16 protein-coding genes and 1 tRNA gene are annotated in these 15,926 nt (G+C 63.1%); 5 read left to right on the plus strand and 12 right to left on the minus strand.

Annotation, left to right across the window (positions count from 1 at the left end):
- Positions 1–39: 39 nt before the first annotated feature.
- Positions 40–615: a TetR/AcrR family transcriptional regulator gene (locus ACZY1I_RS14600; RefSeq protein WP_463755172.1), complete on the plus strand. Its 576-nt coding sequence runs from the start codon at positions 40–42 to the stop codon at positions 613–615.
- Between the two features lie 40 nt (positions 616–655).
- Here ACZY1I_RS14600 and ACZY1I_RS14605 read toward each other — a convergent pair.
- Positions 656–728 (minus strand) — tRNA-Lys (locus ACZY1I_RS14605).
- Positions 729–948: 220 nt separating this feature from the next.
- On the opposite strand from ACZY1I_RS14605, the gene ACZY1I_RS14610 reads away from it, so the two are divergent.
- Positions 949–2,154: a L,D-transpeptidase gene (locus ACZY1I_RS14610; RefSeq protein WP_463755174.1), complete on the plus strand. Its 1,206-nt coding sequence runs from the start codon at positions 949–951 to the stop codon at positions 2,152–2,154.
- 220 nt (positions 2,155–2,374) lie between these two features.
- On the opposite strand, the gene ACZY1I_RS14615 is transcribed toward ACZY1I_RS14610, so the two are convergent.
- Genes ACZY1I_RS14615 through ACZY1I_RS14660 form a run of 10 tightly spaced genes read right to left on the minus strand, consistent with a single transcriptional unit; the run spans position 2,375 to position 12,945 of the window.
- On the minus strand, positions 2,375–3,154 hold the full coding sequence (locus tag ACZY1I_RS14615) for a mannan-binding family protein (protein ID WP_463755175.1): 780 nt from the start codon (positions 3,152–3,154) through the stop codon (positions 2,375–2,377).
- Positions 3,155–3,171: 17 nt separating this feature from the next.
- On the minus strand, positions 3,172–3,906 hold the full coding sequence (locus ACZY1I_RS14620) for a DUF3329 domain-containing protein (RefSeq protein ID WP_463755176.1): 735 nt from the start codon (positions 3,904–3,906) through the stop codon (positions 3,172–3,174).
- Positions 3,907–3,936: 30 nt separating this feature from the next.
- Entirely contained in the window at positions 3,937–5,187 is a 1,251-nt protein-coding gene (locus ACZY1I_RS14625; protein ID WP_463755177.1) for an MlaD family protein, read from the minus strand.
- Positions 5,184–6,428, minus strand: a complete 1,245-nt coding sequence (locus ACZY1I_RS14630) for an MlaD family protein (protein WP_463755178.1) — start codon at positions 6,426–6,428, stop codon at positions 5,184–5,186. The genes ACZY1I_RS14625 and ACZY1I_RS14630 overlap by 4 nt, the downstream gene beginning before the upstream one ends.
- Entirely contained in the window at positions 6,425–7,528 is a 1,104-nt protein-coding gene (locus ACZY1I_RS14635; RefSeq protein WP_463755179.1) for an MCE family protein, read from the minus strand. The genes ACZY1I_RS14630 and ACZY1I_RS14635 overlap by 4 nt, the downstream gene beginning before the upstream one ends.
- Entirely contained in the window at positions 7,525–8,580 is a 1,056-nt protein-coding gene (locus tag ACZY1I_RS14640; RefSeq protein ID WP_463755180.1) for an MCE family protein, read from the minus strand. Before ACZY1I_RS14640 ends, ACZY1I_RS14635 begins: the two co-directional genes overlap by 4 nt.
- 5 nt (positions 8,581–8,585) lie before the next feature.
- Complete coding sequence (locus ACZY1I_RS14645; protein ID WP_463755182.1) at positions 8,586–9,641, minus strand: MCE family protein; 1,056 nt, start codon at positions 9,639–9,641, stop codon at positions 8,586–8,588.
- Entirely contained in the window at positions 9,638–11,209 is a 1,572-nt protein-coding gene (locus tag ACZY1I_RS14650) for an MlaD family protein (protein ID WP_463755183.1), read from the minus strand. The genes ACZY1I_RS14645 and ACZY1I_RS14650 overlap by 4 nt, the downstream gene beginning before the upstream one ends.
- A 1-nt stretch (position 11,210) precedes the next feature.
- The gene (locus ACZY1I_RS14655; protein WP_463755184.1) at positions 11,211–12,074 is read right to left on the minus strand and encodes an ABC transporter permease; all 864 of its coding nucleotides are present in this window, start codon (positions 12,072–12,074) and stop codon (positions 11,211–11,213) included.
- 1 nt (position 12,075) lies between these two features.
- Positions 12,076–12,945: an MlaE family ABC transporter permease gene (locus tag ACZY1I_RS14660; protein ID WP_463755185.1), complete on the minus strand. Its 870-nt coding sequence runs from the start codon at positions 12,943–12,945 to the stop codon at positions 12,076–12,078.
- A gap of 305 nt (positions 12,946–13,250) precedes the next feature.
- On the opposite strand from ACZY1I_RS14660, the gene ACZY1I_RS14665 reads away from it, so the two are divergent.
- Positions 13,251–13,853 carry a TetR/AcrR family transcriptional regulator gene (locus ACZY1I_RS14665; RefSeq protein ID WP_463755186.1) on the plus strand — a complete coding sequence of 201 codons (603 nt, stop codon included), beginning with the start codon at positions 13,251–13,253 and terminating at the stop codon, positions 13,851–13,853.
- Between the two features lie 35 nt (positions 13,854–13,888).
- On the opposite strand, the gene ACZY1I_RS14670 is transcribed toward ACZY1I_RS14665, so the two are convergent.
- On the minus strand, positions 13,889–14,233 hold the full coding sequence (locus ACZY1I_RS14670) for a hypothetical protein (protein ID WP_463755187.1): 345 nt from the start codon (positions 14,231–14,233) through the stop codon (positions 13,889–13,891).
- Between the two features lie 108 nt (positions 14,234–14,341).
- Between ACZY1I_RS14670 and ACZY1I_RS14675 the strand changes: the two genes are divergently transcribed.
- Together ACZY1I_RS14675 and ACZY1I_RS14680 are read left to right on the plus strand one after the other, a co-directional pair.
- The gene (locus ACZY1I_RS14675; RefSeq protein ID WP_463755188.1) at positions 14,342–15,064 is read left to right on the plus strand and encodes a C39 family peptidase; all 723 of its coding nucleotides are present in this window, start codon (positions 14,342–14,344) and stop codon (positions 15,062–15,064) included.
- A 42-nt stretch (positions 15,065–15,106) separates the two neighbouring features.
- Complete coding sequence (locus tag ACZY1I_RS14680) at positions 15,107–15,910, plus strand: crotonase/enoyl-CoA hydratase family protein (protein WP_463755189.1); 804 nt, start codon at positions 15,107–15,109, stop codon at positions 15,908–15,910.
- Positions 15,911–15,926: the final 16 nt, after the last annotated feature.

Consider the following 15,926-nt stretch of genomic DNA (forward strand, 5'->3'; position numbering starts at 1 on the left):
TATACCGAACGAACTAGTTCGTATGGGTATGATCATGCTGTGCGATCGACCAGTGAACTTCGCGACACCATCCTGAGCGCCGCGCGATCGGAATTCGCCCAGTACGGGCTGGCCGGCGCGCGCATCGATCGCATCGCCCGAGTTGCGGAGGCAAGCAAAGAGCGGTTGTACGCACACTTCGGCGACAAGGAGAAACTGTTCCGAAGCGTCGTCGCCGCCGACGGTGCGGAGTTCTTCGCCGCGGTGACATTGCGTGCTGACGCGGTGCCGGAGTTTGTCGGCGATATCTATGACCTGGCCTGCCGGCGCCCCGAGCACCTGCGGATGATGACCTGGGCCAACTTGGAGGGCCTGGACCTGGAACTGCCGCCCGTGGACGATTGGGACTCGGTCCCGGCTCGCGACGTTCGCACCATCGAGGCGGCTCAGGCCGCCGGCGTCGTCGATCAGGCCTGGCAGCCGATGGACCTGCTGGTTCTCCTGTTCAGCGTCGCGTTGGCCTGGGCGCAGTCGCCCCACCCGGAGGCTGTCACCGCCGATCCGGCGGTCATCGCGGCGCGGCGGGCGGCTGCGGTCGAGGCCGCGCGTCGCATCGTGGCGCCTGGCGGCCCATGAAGCGAGCCCTGTCGGGCTCGCTGCAAGGAGAAAAAGACTGTGCGCCGTCAGGGTTTCGAACCCCGGACCCGCTGATTAAGAGTCAGCTGCTCTACCAACTGAGCTAACGGCGCTTACTTCGGCCTCTCGACCGGCTCTCGACAATAACAGGCAACCCGTCCCTGTGTGAAATCCCTGGAACGAGCACCTGCAGACGTGCCATAGTGAGCTTCAGCACGCGGTCCTCAAAATCCCACGAGGATCCGCGGCCTGTCGGGGCGAGGCACTACAATGCTGGAAACAATCTCGGTCAGCGGTGACCAGAAATATCAACAGAATTTGGAAGGTCACTTGATGACGCCTTTGCGCAGACGTAGATCGTGGCTGGCTGTGGCCATGGTCTTGGTTGCTGTGTTCGGTGTTGCCTGCAGCAGCGGTGGCAGCAGTGCACCTGTCGCGGCCAAGGTCATCGAGAACAAGGGCACGCCGTTCGCCGACCTTCTGGTGCCCAAGCTCACCTCGTCGGTTACCGACGGCGCGGTCGGAGTCACCGTGGATGCCCCGGTGACGGTCACCGCTGCCGACGGCGTTCTGGCCGCGGTCAGCCTGGTCAACGACAATGGCCGGCCGATCACCGGTCAGCTGAGCCCGGACGGCCTGCACTGGCAGACCACCGAGCAGCTCGGCTACAACCGGCGCTACACCCTCAATGCCAAGGCCACCGGCCTGGGTGGGGCTGCGACCCGGCAGATGACCTTCCAGACCAGTTCTCCCGCGCACTTGACGATGCCCTACGTGGTGCCCAGTGACGGAGAGGTCGTGGGCGTCGGGCAACCGGTGGCAATCCGCTTCGACGAGAACATCGCCGACCGCCTCGCGGCCGAGAAGGCCATCAAGATCACCACCAACCCGCCCGTCGAGGGTGCCTTCTACTGGCTGAACCGACGCGAAGTGCGCTGGCGCCCAGAGCATTTCTGGAAGTCGGGCACCGCCGTGGATGTGGCCGTCAACACCTACGGCGTCGACCTCGGTGAGGGAATGTTCGGTGAGGACAACGTCAAGATGCACTTCACCATCGGTGATGAGTTCATTGCGACCGCCGACGACAGCACCAAGATCATCACGGTGCGCATCAACGGTGAAGAGGTCAGGACGATCCCGACGTCGATGGGCAAGGACAGCACCCCGACCAACAACGGCGTCTACGAGGTCGGCGCGCGGTTCAAGCACATCATCATGGACTCGTCGACCTATGGCGTACCGGTCAACTCGCCCAACGGATATCGCACCGATGTCGACTGGGCCACGCAGATCTCCTACAGCGGAATCTTCGTGCACTCCGCGCCATGGTCGGTGGGCGCTCAGGGGCACTCCAACACCAGCCACGGATGCCTCAATGTGAGCCCGAGCAACGCCGTGTGGTTCTACGACCACACCAAACGCGGTGACATCGTCGAGGTCATCAACACGGTGGGGAGCATCCTGCCCGGGACCGAGGGCCTCGGCGACTGGAACATCCCCTGGGACCAGTGGCGCGCGGGTAACGCGAACGCTTCGTAGCGCGTTCGGCAACGGCGATAGCGCCGGCGATATTGTATTTTGCGATCGCCTAATGGTCGGCTCGTGGTGACCACTGTGACTGGTGGGATTGTGAGCGGCGTCGACTGGCAGTGGTAGCCGCCGTAGTCACAGGAGCCACACACGTCCCTGTCGGACGACCATAAGACGATTGGCAAATGTGATAGCGCCGGCGATATCGCGGAGATATTCCGATCGACGCTCAAACTCGCAGGACCGAACCCAGCGCCGAGAGCGGGATGTGTGCCTCGACCGTTCCGCCGTCCATGAACCACTGCTGTAGTCCCGGCGAGAAGTTCACCGGCTCGTCGTGACCCACCGGCAGGTCGGGCATGTAGATGATCAACTCATCCGGCGTCATGGCCCACGCTCGGTATCCGCCGGAGTAGACCTTGTCTGGGGTCCAGCGGTCGGCCATGAACGGGTAGGTATTCGGGTCATGCGGTGGCGCAGCCTGATTCAGCGCGGCTTCGATGAATGGCTGAGCCAGCGGCGGGATGGCGCCAAGGGAATTACCGTTGGTCAGATCGGTCAGCTGCACCCGCCGGCCGCCGGCCATGTCGAACGTAAACGTGTGATAGGCGTTGTTCGGCTGCGGCCCGTTGGCGTGGTAGTCCTCATGGAAGACCGCACTGAGCAGGTTGCCGTGCTGGAACACCTGGTAGTTCTCTTCGCCGTAGCTGTCGGCGATCATGTGGGTGCCCGCGTTTCGCCAGTTGCCGACCAGCGTGCGTAGGTAGTCGCGGACAACCGGACCAGCGGTCGGGTTGTCGATGAGGTCGACGGGCACCGCGACCTTGATATCGCGCACGGCGTTGCGTTCGGAGGTCACCGCGGTGTGGCAGTACTGGCCGTCCCAGCCGCCGCCGAGTTCGCCGCAGAACGACTCGGCCGACGCGTGGGCGCCGGGCGCTGCCGAAACGGTTCCCGAAATGGCTCCAGCCGTCACGAATATCGATGCGGCGATGATTCTTTTGATCACAGAACGCTCCAAATCGCTTAGAGCAGCTGGACTTTGCTTGCCCGCCAGCGGCCGTCGACTTTCTCCATGGTCATCTTGATCCGGCTGCGATCGATGCGCGGATCGGGCACGGTCATATTGGCCACGGTCTGGTCGATAAAGACCAGCACCACAACCTTATTCGTGGATTCGGAGGCAATTGCCGAGTCCACCACCACGCCGTGTGCAGACGCTTTGTTGTCGATCAGCAGTTGTCGAAGCTGCACGCTGGACTGCGTGTACATGTCTTTGAACTCGCCGGTGGCGCCGTCGAGCACCTGCCGAAAGTTCTCGTCGACGTTGGTGGAGTCGATACTGGTCAACACCTGGGCGTATTTGATGGCCGCTTGCTGCGCCTCCTGGCCGGCCACCTGAACCTGGTGGTACTCCCACTGCTTCCAGCCGAGAAAACCCGAAACCGCAAGCGAGGCAACGAGTAACAGCGGCATCGCGCCGCGGCGCAGGTAGTAACTCCAGGGGTGGTTGCGCTGGAACCGGCGCTTGGGCTTGTCTTTGTTCTTGGCGCGCTTGCCGAGCAGCGGCCCGTCGTCCTCGGCGTCGTCCTCGACATCGTCGGCATCGTCGTCCTTGGCCGCTTCCTCGGCGGCCGTCGCGTCGCTCTCGTCGTCGTCAGCCTCGGCGGCGTCGACGTCTTCCGCGTCAACCTTTTCGGCGACTTCGTCTATGTCATCGAGCTTTTCAGCATCGAGGTCCTTCTTGGTCATAGCGACCACTGCCGTCTCCTTGGTCTGGACATGTCGGGCTTAGTGCGGCGGTTCGATGGGCAGGGTCGGACCGCCGTAGGGCGTTGGAATGGTGAAGCGGCCTTTCGGCGTCGGGTCCGTCCGCTGTCCAAGGTCTGCTCCCGGTGGTGGGCCGGCGGTGTCATCGCCTGCCGGACGCGGTGCGTTCTTGGCGCCGCGGATCCCGACTCCAGGGTCGTCGTCGCGGCAATAGGTGTACATGAATGGTTCGTAGTAGTCGGCGGACGACGGCGGATGAGACGGCGTTCCGTAGTCGCACACGTAGCGCGGGTAGAGCTCGGCCGTCGCCCACACTGCATGGTCGTGAAACGCGGTGGTCAGCGCCTCCAGCATCGAGCCGCGGTAATCGGGGAACAGTGCATTCATCGCGGGCACACGCAGGTACAGCAGTTGTGACGCAGTGGCCAAGCTGCCCAGCAGTTGCACCATCGTCTCGGAGTTGTCGTCGAACAGGCGGTCAACCGCCGATAGCGTCCGTGGGGACTGTTCGGTCAGATCCCGGTAACCGCCCTGCATTCTGGCCACTCCGGCCAGCGTTCGGCGGAGGCCGACGGTGGCTGCGGCGAGCCCTGCATTCTTGTCTGCCGCCAGCGTCAACACGACCTTGCTGTTTCGGATGAGGCTGGTCGTTTGGGGCAGTACGGAGTCGAGCGTCGAGAGCAGGAAGGTGCCGCCGTCAACGATGGCAGCGAGCTTGGCCGGTCCCTCCTTGCTCATACCCAGTTCTTTTTTGATCAGCTCGATCTTACGGGGATCGATCTGGGCCAACATTCCGTCGGCATCGGCCAGCAGCTCGGCCAAGCTGACCGGAACGGTGGTCCGGTCCAGCGCGATGACGCTGCCGTCGTGCAGGTACGGCCCTCTATCGGAGTCGGCTTCGAAGTTGATGTATTGCTCGCCCGCCGGCGAAAGGGCCGACACGTGCACCGCGGTGTTCGCCGGGATTCTCAAGTTCGAAGTGATGCTCGCGACGGCGTTGACGCCCCGGTCGGTGATCTGCAGCGACTCGACGCGCCCGATCCGCACGCCGCGCAATGCGACATCCTGATTGGGCAGCAGGCCACCGGACTCCGCCAACTGGACGGTGACCCGGTAGGACGTCGCGAACGGCGTCACCCGTAGCGCGCCGGCCAATAAGTACGCCGTTGCGACAACGAGGGTCAGTACCAATCCCGCGACCGATAGCCAGACCTGCCGGCTGTGACATGCCCGAACCGCGCGAACGAGGACGTTGGCGATCGAGTTGATCACGACGTAGGTCCTGGCGACAGGGGACCGGGCAGCCCCGGTGTGGGCGGCGCCGGAGGCTGGCCGGGCGTGGGCCCGACGAGCAGCCCGCCCGGAACGTGCGGGTCCGGTATCACCGGCACCTGCACGGAGTCCGGTCCTCGCCCGACGACCCGTTCCTGCAAACGGAAGAGGGTGTACTTCAGTGAGCCGATGAACTCGTTCCAGGTGAATCGGTTGGGTGCATGGAACCCGGGGTCGCCGGGGAAGCCGATGTCGGGTATGGCTCCAAGAACCAACTGGTCGATGCTGACGTGAACCGAAATTGCATTTCCCGCAGTCGATTTGATCAGTGCGGGCATGAGGCGATTGATCGCGAGCAAGCTGGTATCAGGACTGACCGCGGCGTCATTGGCGACCCCGGCGACGGTGTTCAGATCGCGGATCAGACTTCGGCCGCTGGTGTCGGTGCCGCCCAGCGAGGGGAATCTGGCCAGCAACCGGCTGGTGTCGCCGAGTTGGACGACCAGGTTCGAGAGTTGGGTTGTGTTGGCCGACAGGGCATTTGTCGCGGGGTTGGCCGCTGCCATCAATTCGGTGAGAGTCTGGTTCTTGGCGTCGAGTTGCTCGCTGAGGTGTGACAGATCGGTCATGGCGGTCGAGATCTGCCCGGATCGCGCGTCCATCGTGCCGAGCAGTTGATTGGACTTGCGAATCAGTTCGCCCAACGCGTGGCCCTGATCGCCGGTGGCCTTGCCGAAGCCGTTGATGATGTTGGTGAAGTTACGCACCGCCCCGCCGTTGACCAGAATTGCGGCTGAGCTCAACACCGACTCGACCGTCGCGGCAGCCGCCGTCGATTCCAGTCCGATGGTGTCGCCGTCGGTCAACATCGGCGCATTCGGTGTGGTCTCGGTTGGTGGCTTCACCGATACGAACACATCGCCAAGCGGAGTGGCGGTGCGTAACTCGGCGGTGCTGCCCTTCGGCAGCAGTACGCCATGGCGGATCCGCAATGTGGTGACCGCGGTGTAGTTTCGGGCGACCATTGCCTCGACCTCGCCGACATCGGCGCCCGCGAGTTTGACCTTCGCATTCATCGGCAAGTTCAGCGCGTTGGAGAAGACAGCGGTCAGCTGGTAGCCGCCGCCGCTCATCCCCGGTGCCGGCAGCGGCAAGCTGGCCAGGCCGTCGGTGGCGCAGCCGGAACTGAGGATCGCGACCGCCGCGATCGCGATCCCGGTCTTGAAGCGCTTGCCGATCATCGCTGGCCCATCGCTGCCATACCGTCCAAGACATAGGTCAGCCCGAAGTCGGGCCCGAAGTCCTGCAAGGTGCCGGTGCTGCAGCCGAGTTGCCGAAGGCCCATCAGATTGCAGACCTCTTTGGTGAACTGGCTATCAAAGATCATCCGGTCGGTGAGGAAGTGGGCACGCACCGCGCCGTTCTCCCGGTCGACCATGTTGTACGCGTTATCGGCCAACATCGGTGCTAGGTCGAGAGTTTCGGCGAGATCGCGCCGGTGGTCGACCAGGGTCCTTGCCAACGTGTTGCCGTTGAGCAGGCCCTGCCTGACGATGTCGCGGTTGGCGTCGAGCAGCTCGCCGGACCGCTGAATCAGTTGGTCGAGTTTCCTACCCGTGCTGCCGCTGCCGATGTCCTCGTCGGCCAGAATCTCGCTGAGCTGGTGGATGGTCGAACCGAAATCGCGCAGTTTGCCGTCGTTGTTGGCCGCAGCCTCGAACAGCGAGCTCAGATTCTTGATGATGGTGGTGATCTGCTCGCGGCTCTGCGCACCGCCGTCGCTGCTCAGCCGCAACGCTGTGGACAGCTCGTCGAGCGCGTGTTTGATCTTGCCCCCGTTGCCGTCGATCACGGCGGTGCCGGAGTTGAGCACGTCGGCCAGTGGTCCGCCTCCGTGGCCGTCACCTTTCAGCGACTTGGTGGTCCGGTCGAGAACAGACAGCACGCGGCTGAATTCGATGGGGGTTTTGGTGCGGGTCAGGCCAATTGTGTCGTGGCTCTGCAAAAGTGGGCCACCGTGATAGGGCGGGGTCAGCTCGATCTGCCGGTCGGTGAGAATCGAGGTGGAAACGGTGACTGCCTGCGCGTCCGCGGGAACCTTGACATTGCGGTCGACGGTGAACGCGACCTCCACATAGTTTCCTCTGGCAACGATCTTGGTGATCTTGCCGACGGGCATACCCAGAACGGCAACCACGTTGCCCTCGTACAAGCCTGCGGCGCTGTCGAATTGGGCCGTCACCGTTATTGGTTCCTTGCCGCCCGCCAATAGCCACTTGCCGATGCCGATCGCCGCGATCAGCGATGCCACAACGGCGACGGCTGCGATGACCTTCTTCATTTGCAGTCCTTGTAATACGGGATCATCCCAAACTGCTGGGCGCGACCGCTGATGGCGCACATCCACGAATCGAAGAGCAGGGAACTGGGCAGGTTGAAGCTCACCGCATTGGCATCACCGGTCAGGTTGGCCGCCTCACGCAAGAAGAGCGGAGTGGTCTGAAGCAGGTTGCCGAACAGGTCATCGTGTTTAGCCATCAGTCCGGTCAGATCGCGCATGTCGTTGAGGATCGCCTGCAATTCCTGTCGGTCGTTGACGACGATCTCGTTCATCGTGCCCACCAGGCTGGTGAGTGATCGCATCATCGAGTGGAATACGGCGCGCCGGGCCACGAACTGGCTCAGCAGGTCCTGCGCCTGGTTGACCACATTGCCGATGCTGGCCTGCTGACGTCGCAACGTGTTGGTGACTTGTTCGGTGCTCTTGAGCAGTTGGCCGAGTTGGTCGCGACGCTGCGCAATGATCGACGACAGCGAATCGATGTTGGCCATCGCCTGCGGCACTACCGCCGGCAGGCCCTGCAGTTGCTTGCCGAGTACGCTCAGCGACTGCGCAAATCTGTCTGAGTCGACCTGCTCGAAAGTTGTTGTGGCGTCTTTCAACGCGGCCTGCAGGTCATAGGGAACCGAGGTGTGGGCCAGATCGAAGGTGTCGTGCGGAAGGGCCCCGGGGCCTCCGGGCTCCAGCGCGAGGTATCGCGATCCCAGGATGGTGGTGACTTTGATGGAGGCTTTCGAGTCACGGCCCAGCGCAACGTCATTGCGGATCTTCAGGCCAGCTTCCACATGGTCACCGTCGAGCTTGGTGCTGGTGACCTCGCCAACGGGTATGCCCGCCACCGTAATCGGATTGCCTGGCTGCAGCGATGCCGCCTGCAGGAATTCGGCCGTGTAGTGCCGATAGCCCGCGCCGATCAAGTGGACTACCAGCATCGCCCCGATCAGCACCGCGACGACCGCGACGGCGGCAAACCCGAGCCACAACGTGTTGTAGCTCTCCAAGGGCAGGCCCCTCAGCCGCTGAAGTCGAGACCACCGTTTTGAGTCAGCCATCTGAATCACTCATCGCCTACATTGCGGCATCTGGGGGTGTGCATGGCCTTGTTTCCGGGTGTTGCCGCATTGACGATGATCGGCACGACGTCGTTGAGGCCTGGAAAGAATCCGAAGATGTTGACGTCGCACACGTATGCGTTGCCGTAGGCGCCCTGGTTGCCGACGCGGATCAGGCCTTTCAACAACAGCGGAACGTTGTCACCGAAAAACGCCAGTTGCGATTCGTTTTCGAGCAGGTGCCGGGTGACGCCTGGCTTGCGGTCGATCATTTGACGCAGCGCCGGATAGTCCTCTGCGACGATGGATGACAGTTGGTTGACCACTCTCGACAAGGACCCCATCGAGGACACCAACTCGGGCCGGCGCTGGTCGAGGGTCCCGACTACGTCGCGGGTTTGGGTGATGACGTTTTCCAGATCACTGTTCTGCGCCGCAAGACTCACGACCACCTTGTTGAGGTTGGTGATCACATTGCCCAGGGCCTGATCGCGGCCGGCGAAAGTCTCAGTGAGCGTGGATGTCTGGGTGATGAGCGTGGCCAGCGACGAGGTGTCGCCTTGCAGCGACTCGATGACACCCTTGGTGAGGTTGTCGGCGTCTTGGGGGTTCAGCAGGCTGAAGAAGGGCTCGTAACCGTTGAGCAGCGCCGTCACGTCGAAGGAGGGCTCGGTGCGGTCGAGTGGGATCACGCTGCCCGGCGGCAGTTGTGCTTGGCTGCCTTCTTTCCCAAGACTCAGGCCGAGGTAACGCTGCCCGACGATGTTCTGATACGTCACCGAGGCAATGGTGTTGCCGTACACGCGCTGCTCCTGCTGCACGACAAACGACACTTTCGCGAGTTTGCCGTTCAGCTCGACTTTTTCGACCCGGCCTACCCGGACCCCGGCCATCCGGACGTCGTCGCCGTCGCGAAGCCCGAAGACGTCGGTGAACATCGCCGTGTAGGGCACCGTCTTCCCGGCGACGTCACGCCGCAGGCTCACATAAATCAGCCAGGTCAATGCCACCGCTACGACCATGAAGAGGGACAGGCCGATGAGGGAGCCACGAGTCTTCATTTGGAACTCCCTTCCAGCGCCGACTTGGCGATCGACACCGTTGTGCCGCGGGCAACCGGGCCCAAGAGTAGTTCGGTGGCGGCGGTCGCGGGCTTGCCGGTGATGATGCCCAACATGGTTCGCTCATAGTCGCTGCCAATCGGTCCGACGTTGCCCCCGAACGACGACGGCGTCACCGACCCGGGCGCTGGAGGCCCAAGCAGCGGCGGCGGGGCCACCGGTCCGTGCGCCGGTGGTGGCGAGTTATCCGGGGTATCCGGCCCGGCGCCCGTGCGGATTGGTGGCGACGGTGCGATGAACGGCGGCAGCGGGGGATTGGGGTCGACCAGGCTGGGGTTCGGGTTGATCAAAGGCGGGCCCACGGCCACCAGGTTGCCGTCGGGACCGATAATCGTTCCCGCCGGCGGCGCGAGATCCGCCGGCGGGTGATAGTTCTGTGGGAGAAGGACATCTGGCAGATCGGGCTTGTTCGGAACCAGCGGTGCGGTAAAGCAACTCGGCCCCTTCAGCTCGCCGTAATGCGGGCAATCGGCACGCGAATAGGCAAACGTCTGGGTGAATGAAAGCCTGGCGCGCATGTTCCCGACGCCGAGTTCGGGCATCCAGACTTCCTCCATGAACTTGCTCGCCAGGTTGTCCAGCCTGGTGACCACGGGCACGAAGTTGTTCGACCGCAACGCCAGCACTCCCAATACGGGCGTGATGTCCTTGGAGATGGTGATCAACTGATCCATGTGGTTGTCGAACGATTGGCGCGTGTTGCCGATCGTGTAGTCGGCCCCGCCCAGTAGTGAGGTCAACTGCCCGCGCGTTTCGGCGAAGGTCCGCATCGGCTCCACGGCCTGGTGCAACGCGTCGAGCAGGTCGGGCGCTGTCTGTTGCAGTCCCTGCGTGGCGTCGATGAGCGCCGAGACTGTCGACGGGCCGGCGTCGGTGCTGACAATCGAATTGAGTTGATCGATAAGGTGATTCAACTGTCCCGCGCTGTTCAGCAGGTTTTGCCGGCGGTTCTCGGTTGCGGCGCCGAGCGCCGCCAGGATGCCCACCGACCTGTCGTCACGCCCGCGACCGGCGGCCGCGAGCAGGTCTCGCAACTTGCTGACGGTGGTTTGGAAAAGCACTGTCGGCAACGCGGTGTCTTCGCGAATGTGCTCACCCGCGCGAATCGCCGCGCCGGGGCCGTTACCCACCAGCTGAACCGACGACACCGCGAACACGTTGCTGGGTACCACCCGGGCGGTCACCGCGGCCGGAATCGACGTGGCGTATTCGGGTCGCAGATCGATGTGGACGTAGTTGGGTTTGCCGTTGGAGGCAGGCACAACGTCGTCGACCGCTCCCACCAGCAGACCGTGATACTTGACATCGGACTTCTGCGGGAGTCCGTCACCCACATTGACGAGATCGGCGACCACGCGCACGTAATCATCAAGCCGGCCAGTCGATTTGAACAACAGTCCGGTGGTGATCAGAACCGCCGCGACGACGACCAATGCCCCGTAGCCCAGCAGTTGCTGGTCCGACGGTCCCCGTCCGTCGGTGTCATAGGAATTGGCCTTTCGCGCCAACCTAACCACCGAACCTTGCGCCGGAGTCGACTCCCCACAGCGCCATGGTGAGCAGCATGTTCGCCATGATCACGACGGTGATGCTGGCCCGCATGCCATGCCCGGCAGCGACACCCACGCCTTCTGGGCCGCCGCTCGCGTAGAAGCCGTAGTAGCACTGAATCGTCGATGCGATCCATACGAAGATGACGGCTTTGATCATCGAGTACACGATGTCCTTGCCGGCCAGCATCAGTGAAAAATAGTGCAGATAGGAACCGGTGGAGCCGCCGCTACTGAACCCCACCACCAGCTGAGTGCTCAGGTAGCCGACCGCCAGGCACGCCGCGTAGAGGGGGATGATCGCGGTCACCGAGGCAAGCAGCCGAGTGGTCACCAGGTACGGAATCGGCCGGATCGCAATCGATTCCATCGCGTCGATCTCTTCGGCGATGCGCATTGACCCCAGCTGGGCGGTGAATCGGCAGCCGCCCTGCATGGCAAACGACAGCGACGCCATCAGGGGCGCCAACTCGCGGGTGTTGATCAGTGATGACACGAACCCGGTGGCGGGGCCGAGACCGAGCAGGTCCAGAAAGTTGTAGCCCTCGATGCCGACGAGCGCACCGACCGTCATACCGAGAACGACAGCGACACCCGCAGTACCCCCGCCGACCACGATCGAGCCGTTACCCCAGGTGATGTTGGACAGCAGCCGCAGGTACTCGACGCGGTAGTGGCGTAATACCAGCGGCACGCCTGCTGCTGCCCGGACGAAGAAGACGAGCATGTGGCCGAGCCGGCGGATCGGGCCGGCCAGCTTGTGCAGGGACCGGATCAGTGGCTCGGTGATCGGCGCCAGGGGATGGTAGGTAGAGGCCGCCACGTCACAACCCCGTTCTGGGGGTGAGCATGACGTAGAGCTGGCTGATAGCGACGTTGACGATCATCAGCACCAGAATCGCTTCGACGACGGCCGCATTCACCGAATTCGCCACGCCTGTCGGCCCACCCTTGGTGGACAGACCTTTCTGGGCCGACACCACGGCCACGATGGCGCCGAAAATCGCGGCCTTCAACAGCGCCAGGATCATGTCGTCGGTGGTCGCGAACGATGCGAACGTCGAGACGAAGCTGCCCGGTGCGCCGTCCTGGAAGTACACGTTGAACATGTAGCTGGCAAAAAATCCGACGAAGCAGACGACTCCGGTGAGCGCGACGCCGATCATGATCGCTGCTGCGAAGCGGGGTACCACCAGGCGGCGGATCACCGACACACCCATGACTTCCATCGCGTCGGTTTCCTCGCGCATGGTTCGCGACCCCAGGTCGGCTGTGATGGCCGAGCCGACGGCCGATGCCATCAGGATGGCGGCGACCAGCGACGCGCCCTGCCGAATGACAGCGAGTCCGCTGGCCGCGCCCGCCAGCGAGGTGGCACCCACCTGACCGGCAAGCAATGCGAACTGAATCGACAGGGTGACACCGATCGGCAGTGACACCAGGACCGTCGGCAACACGGCGGTGCCGGCCATGAAAGCGCCCTGCCGGATGAATTCCTGCCATTGAAATCGACCGGTGAACAAGTCGACAAAGAAGTACTGAATGGTGCGCACGCCGAGAATGAATTGCTCACCGACCGTTCGCAGCGAGGCCAGTGGGTGGCGATCGACGTAACCGATCGCCCAGTCCTGAACGGCTTTGACGCCGTCCTCTGAACTTTCCTTGTGCAGAACTGGTTCTTTCTGCGTGGTCATCTCAACGTGACCGACGGATGTGTGAGCAAACCAAAATTGCCGTCATTGCGTGCTCGAAATCGACTGCAACGGCGCTCTCCCCACCCGTGAACTCATGAGCGCCGAGCAAGAGCGGGCCGGCGCCGTCGAGTGCGCCCTGCCTTGCATGGGTGCCCGCGATCCCGCAACTCTGCAGCTCAATCCGATTTTGCGGTATCACGCTAGCCTAGTTGATAGGCACTTTCAATAGTGTAGAGTCACTCACCTACGACTGTCCTGAGATCGTACAAATTGAGTTGGAATGTCAGGCGCGCGAAGGTGATGGCATGTCCTCAGCAAACACCCATTCGCTACGAGACCGGCGACGCGCTGAGTTACTCTCGCAGATCCAGCACACCGCGCACGAGCTATTCGCCGAGCGCGGATTCGACGCGGTAACTACCGAGGACATTGCCGCGGCCGCCGGAATCTCGATCAGCACTTACTATCGGCACGCCCCTACCAAAGAAGGTTTGCTGGTTGATCCCGTCCGCGAGGCGGTCAGCGAAATGCTCGATTCCTACAGTGCAAGGCCCGCAGACGAATCCGCGGTCGAGGTGTTGATCCGACTCTTCGTCACCCACACCAGGGACGCCAGCGAGCTCAACCACCTCGACACCTGGCAGCGTGCGATTTCGACCGCCCCGCATCTGTTGACCAAGTCCACGCTGGTTCGTGATGAGGATCAGCTCAAGTTCGTCGAACTCGTGGCTTCGCGGATGGGAGTCGACGGGTCAGTAGACATTCGGCCCGCGCTGTTGGTCTACACGAGTCTGGCCACCGTCAAATTCGTCATCGATCGCTGGCTGACCGCGGACACGGTACCGACGGAGCCGCTTCATGTGGAGATGGAACGGGCACTGCGAATCACACTGGCCGGGTTCGGCTAACACGCGCCGCTCGACATCTCCGACGTGCCTTCGGCTCAGTTCTCCGGAGCCGGCTGGAAATCCCACCCTGGATCGGCATTCCAGCCCGGATCCGGCTGCGATTGATTGTTCACCGGCGGCGGGGTGTAGCCGGGGTCCGGTGGGACGTAGGGCGGTGTATAGCCCGGATCCGATGGGTCGTCGATGGCGAAACCGCCATTGCCGACGCTGTAAGCCGGCCCCGACGCGGCAACGGCTTCACCGGACCGCGCAGCGCCGACCAGCGCGAGCGTTGCGACGGTTGCGGCACCGGCAAAAGCGACCTGCAGCAAGCGGACCCGGCGACGCCTTGCGTCGACTGGATGGACGACCTGTTCTGTTTGGCTGGCTGTTGCGTTCATTCTTCATGTTTGCGACGCGCTACTAGCTGCACGCTGAGCGCTTGTTATCGATGTGCTGTGAGACTGGAAAGTGCTAATTTTTAGGCCCGTCGATTCTTTGCGAGAACAATGTCCAGCTCCAGGTTCGCGACCACGGTACGCACCGCTCTGGTGGCCGTTTGCATTGGTACAAGCAACATTTCGTTACTGGCGGCCTGTGGCCTGGCGCCGCCATCGGCGGGTGCGCCGAGCACGTCATCAAGCACCGCCACCGCCGGCGGTGTCTACGGCGACCCGCACGCTGCCGCCAAGTATTGGCAGCAGCAGTCGCTCGAGGACAACTGCGGGCTGGCGTCGGTGGCCGACGTGGTCGGTGAGATCACCGGCAGCTCGCCGACCGAGAACCAGATCATCAAGCTCGCGCAGAGCACGCCATCGTCGATCCGCAATGGTCCGATCTATCTGCCCACCGGCGACCCGGGCCACGAAGGCGACAACGGCGGCATCGACATGGCGGACACGGTCGTGCTGCTCAAGCACTACGGCGTCACGTCGCACATGACGTATGACAAGCACCCCGAAGAGGTGGGTCTGCCCAAGCTGGAGGAGTACCTCGGCGCGAACCGAAAGATCATTGCCTGGGTCAATTCCGGAACGATCCTAGGCTCCAACGACCAGCGCACCTCGCCCGATCACTTCCTCGTCGTGACCGGGATCGACACCAACAAAGAGCTGGTCCACCTCAATGACCCCTACGCCGATCACGCCGACACCAAGGTCAGCATCTCCACATTCATGATGGCGTGGAAGATCGGGCAGGAATCGATCGTGGTGACCGCGCAGGCCGGCTGAGAATCGGCTGCGCGGTTTCGACGTCGCGGTAAGTTCTGACAGGTGAGCGAAGACAGAGTTCGAGTACAGGTCGGCCCCGCTGGCGTGGCGACGGTGACGATGACGCGCGCCGACAAGCACAACGCGCTTGACCAAGCCATGTTCGAGGGCTTGATGAATGCCGCGGCGCAACTAGCCGACGACACGTCGGTGCGCGCGGTCGTGCTGCACGGCGAGGGGAAGAGCTTCTGCTCAGGCCTCGATGTCGCCAGCTTCATGTCCGGCCGTGGCGGCACCGGAATTCTGCTGGAACGCGACGGCGACCGGCTCGCCAATTTCGCTCAGCGGGTGAGCTACGACTGGTCCTTGGTGCCGGCTCCGGTCATCGCCGCTATTCACGGCAATTGCTTCGGCGGTGGCCTCCAAATCGCGCTGGGCGCCGACATCCGGATCGCTGCGCCGGAGTCGAAGCTGTCCGTTATGGAGATCAAGTGGGGTCTGGTGCCCGACATGGGCATCACGCAGGCACTGCCTCGACTGGTGCCAATCGACGTCGCCAAAGAGTTGACGTACACCGGCCGCATCATCTCTGGGAGCGAAGCTTTGGCGCTCAGGTTGGTGACGCGCAATAGCGACGACCCGCTGGCCACGGCGCTGGCGCTGGCCAGCGAGATCGCCCAGAAATCTCCCGATGCCGTCCGTGCCGCCAAGCGCCTCTACGACCAGACCTGGGCCAGCGACGACGCCGCCGGCGCCCTGAAGCTTGAATCCGAGCTGCAAGCCGGGCTGATCGGCAAGCCCAATCAGCTCGCCGCCGTCATGGCCGGAATGTCGGGGGAGCCGCCGGTATTCGCCGACCCCGTCTAGTGCTGCATCGGGAAGG

Source organism: Mycobacterium sp. IDUB_37, from assembly GCF_055419245.1.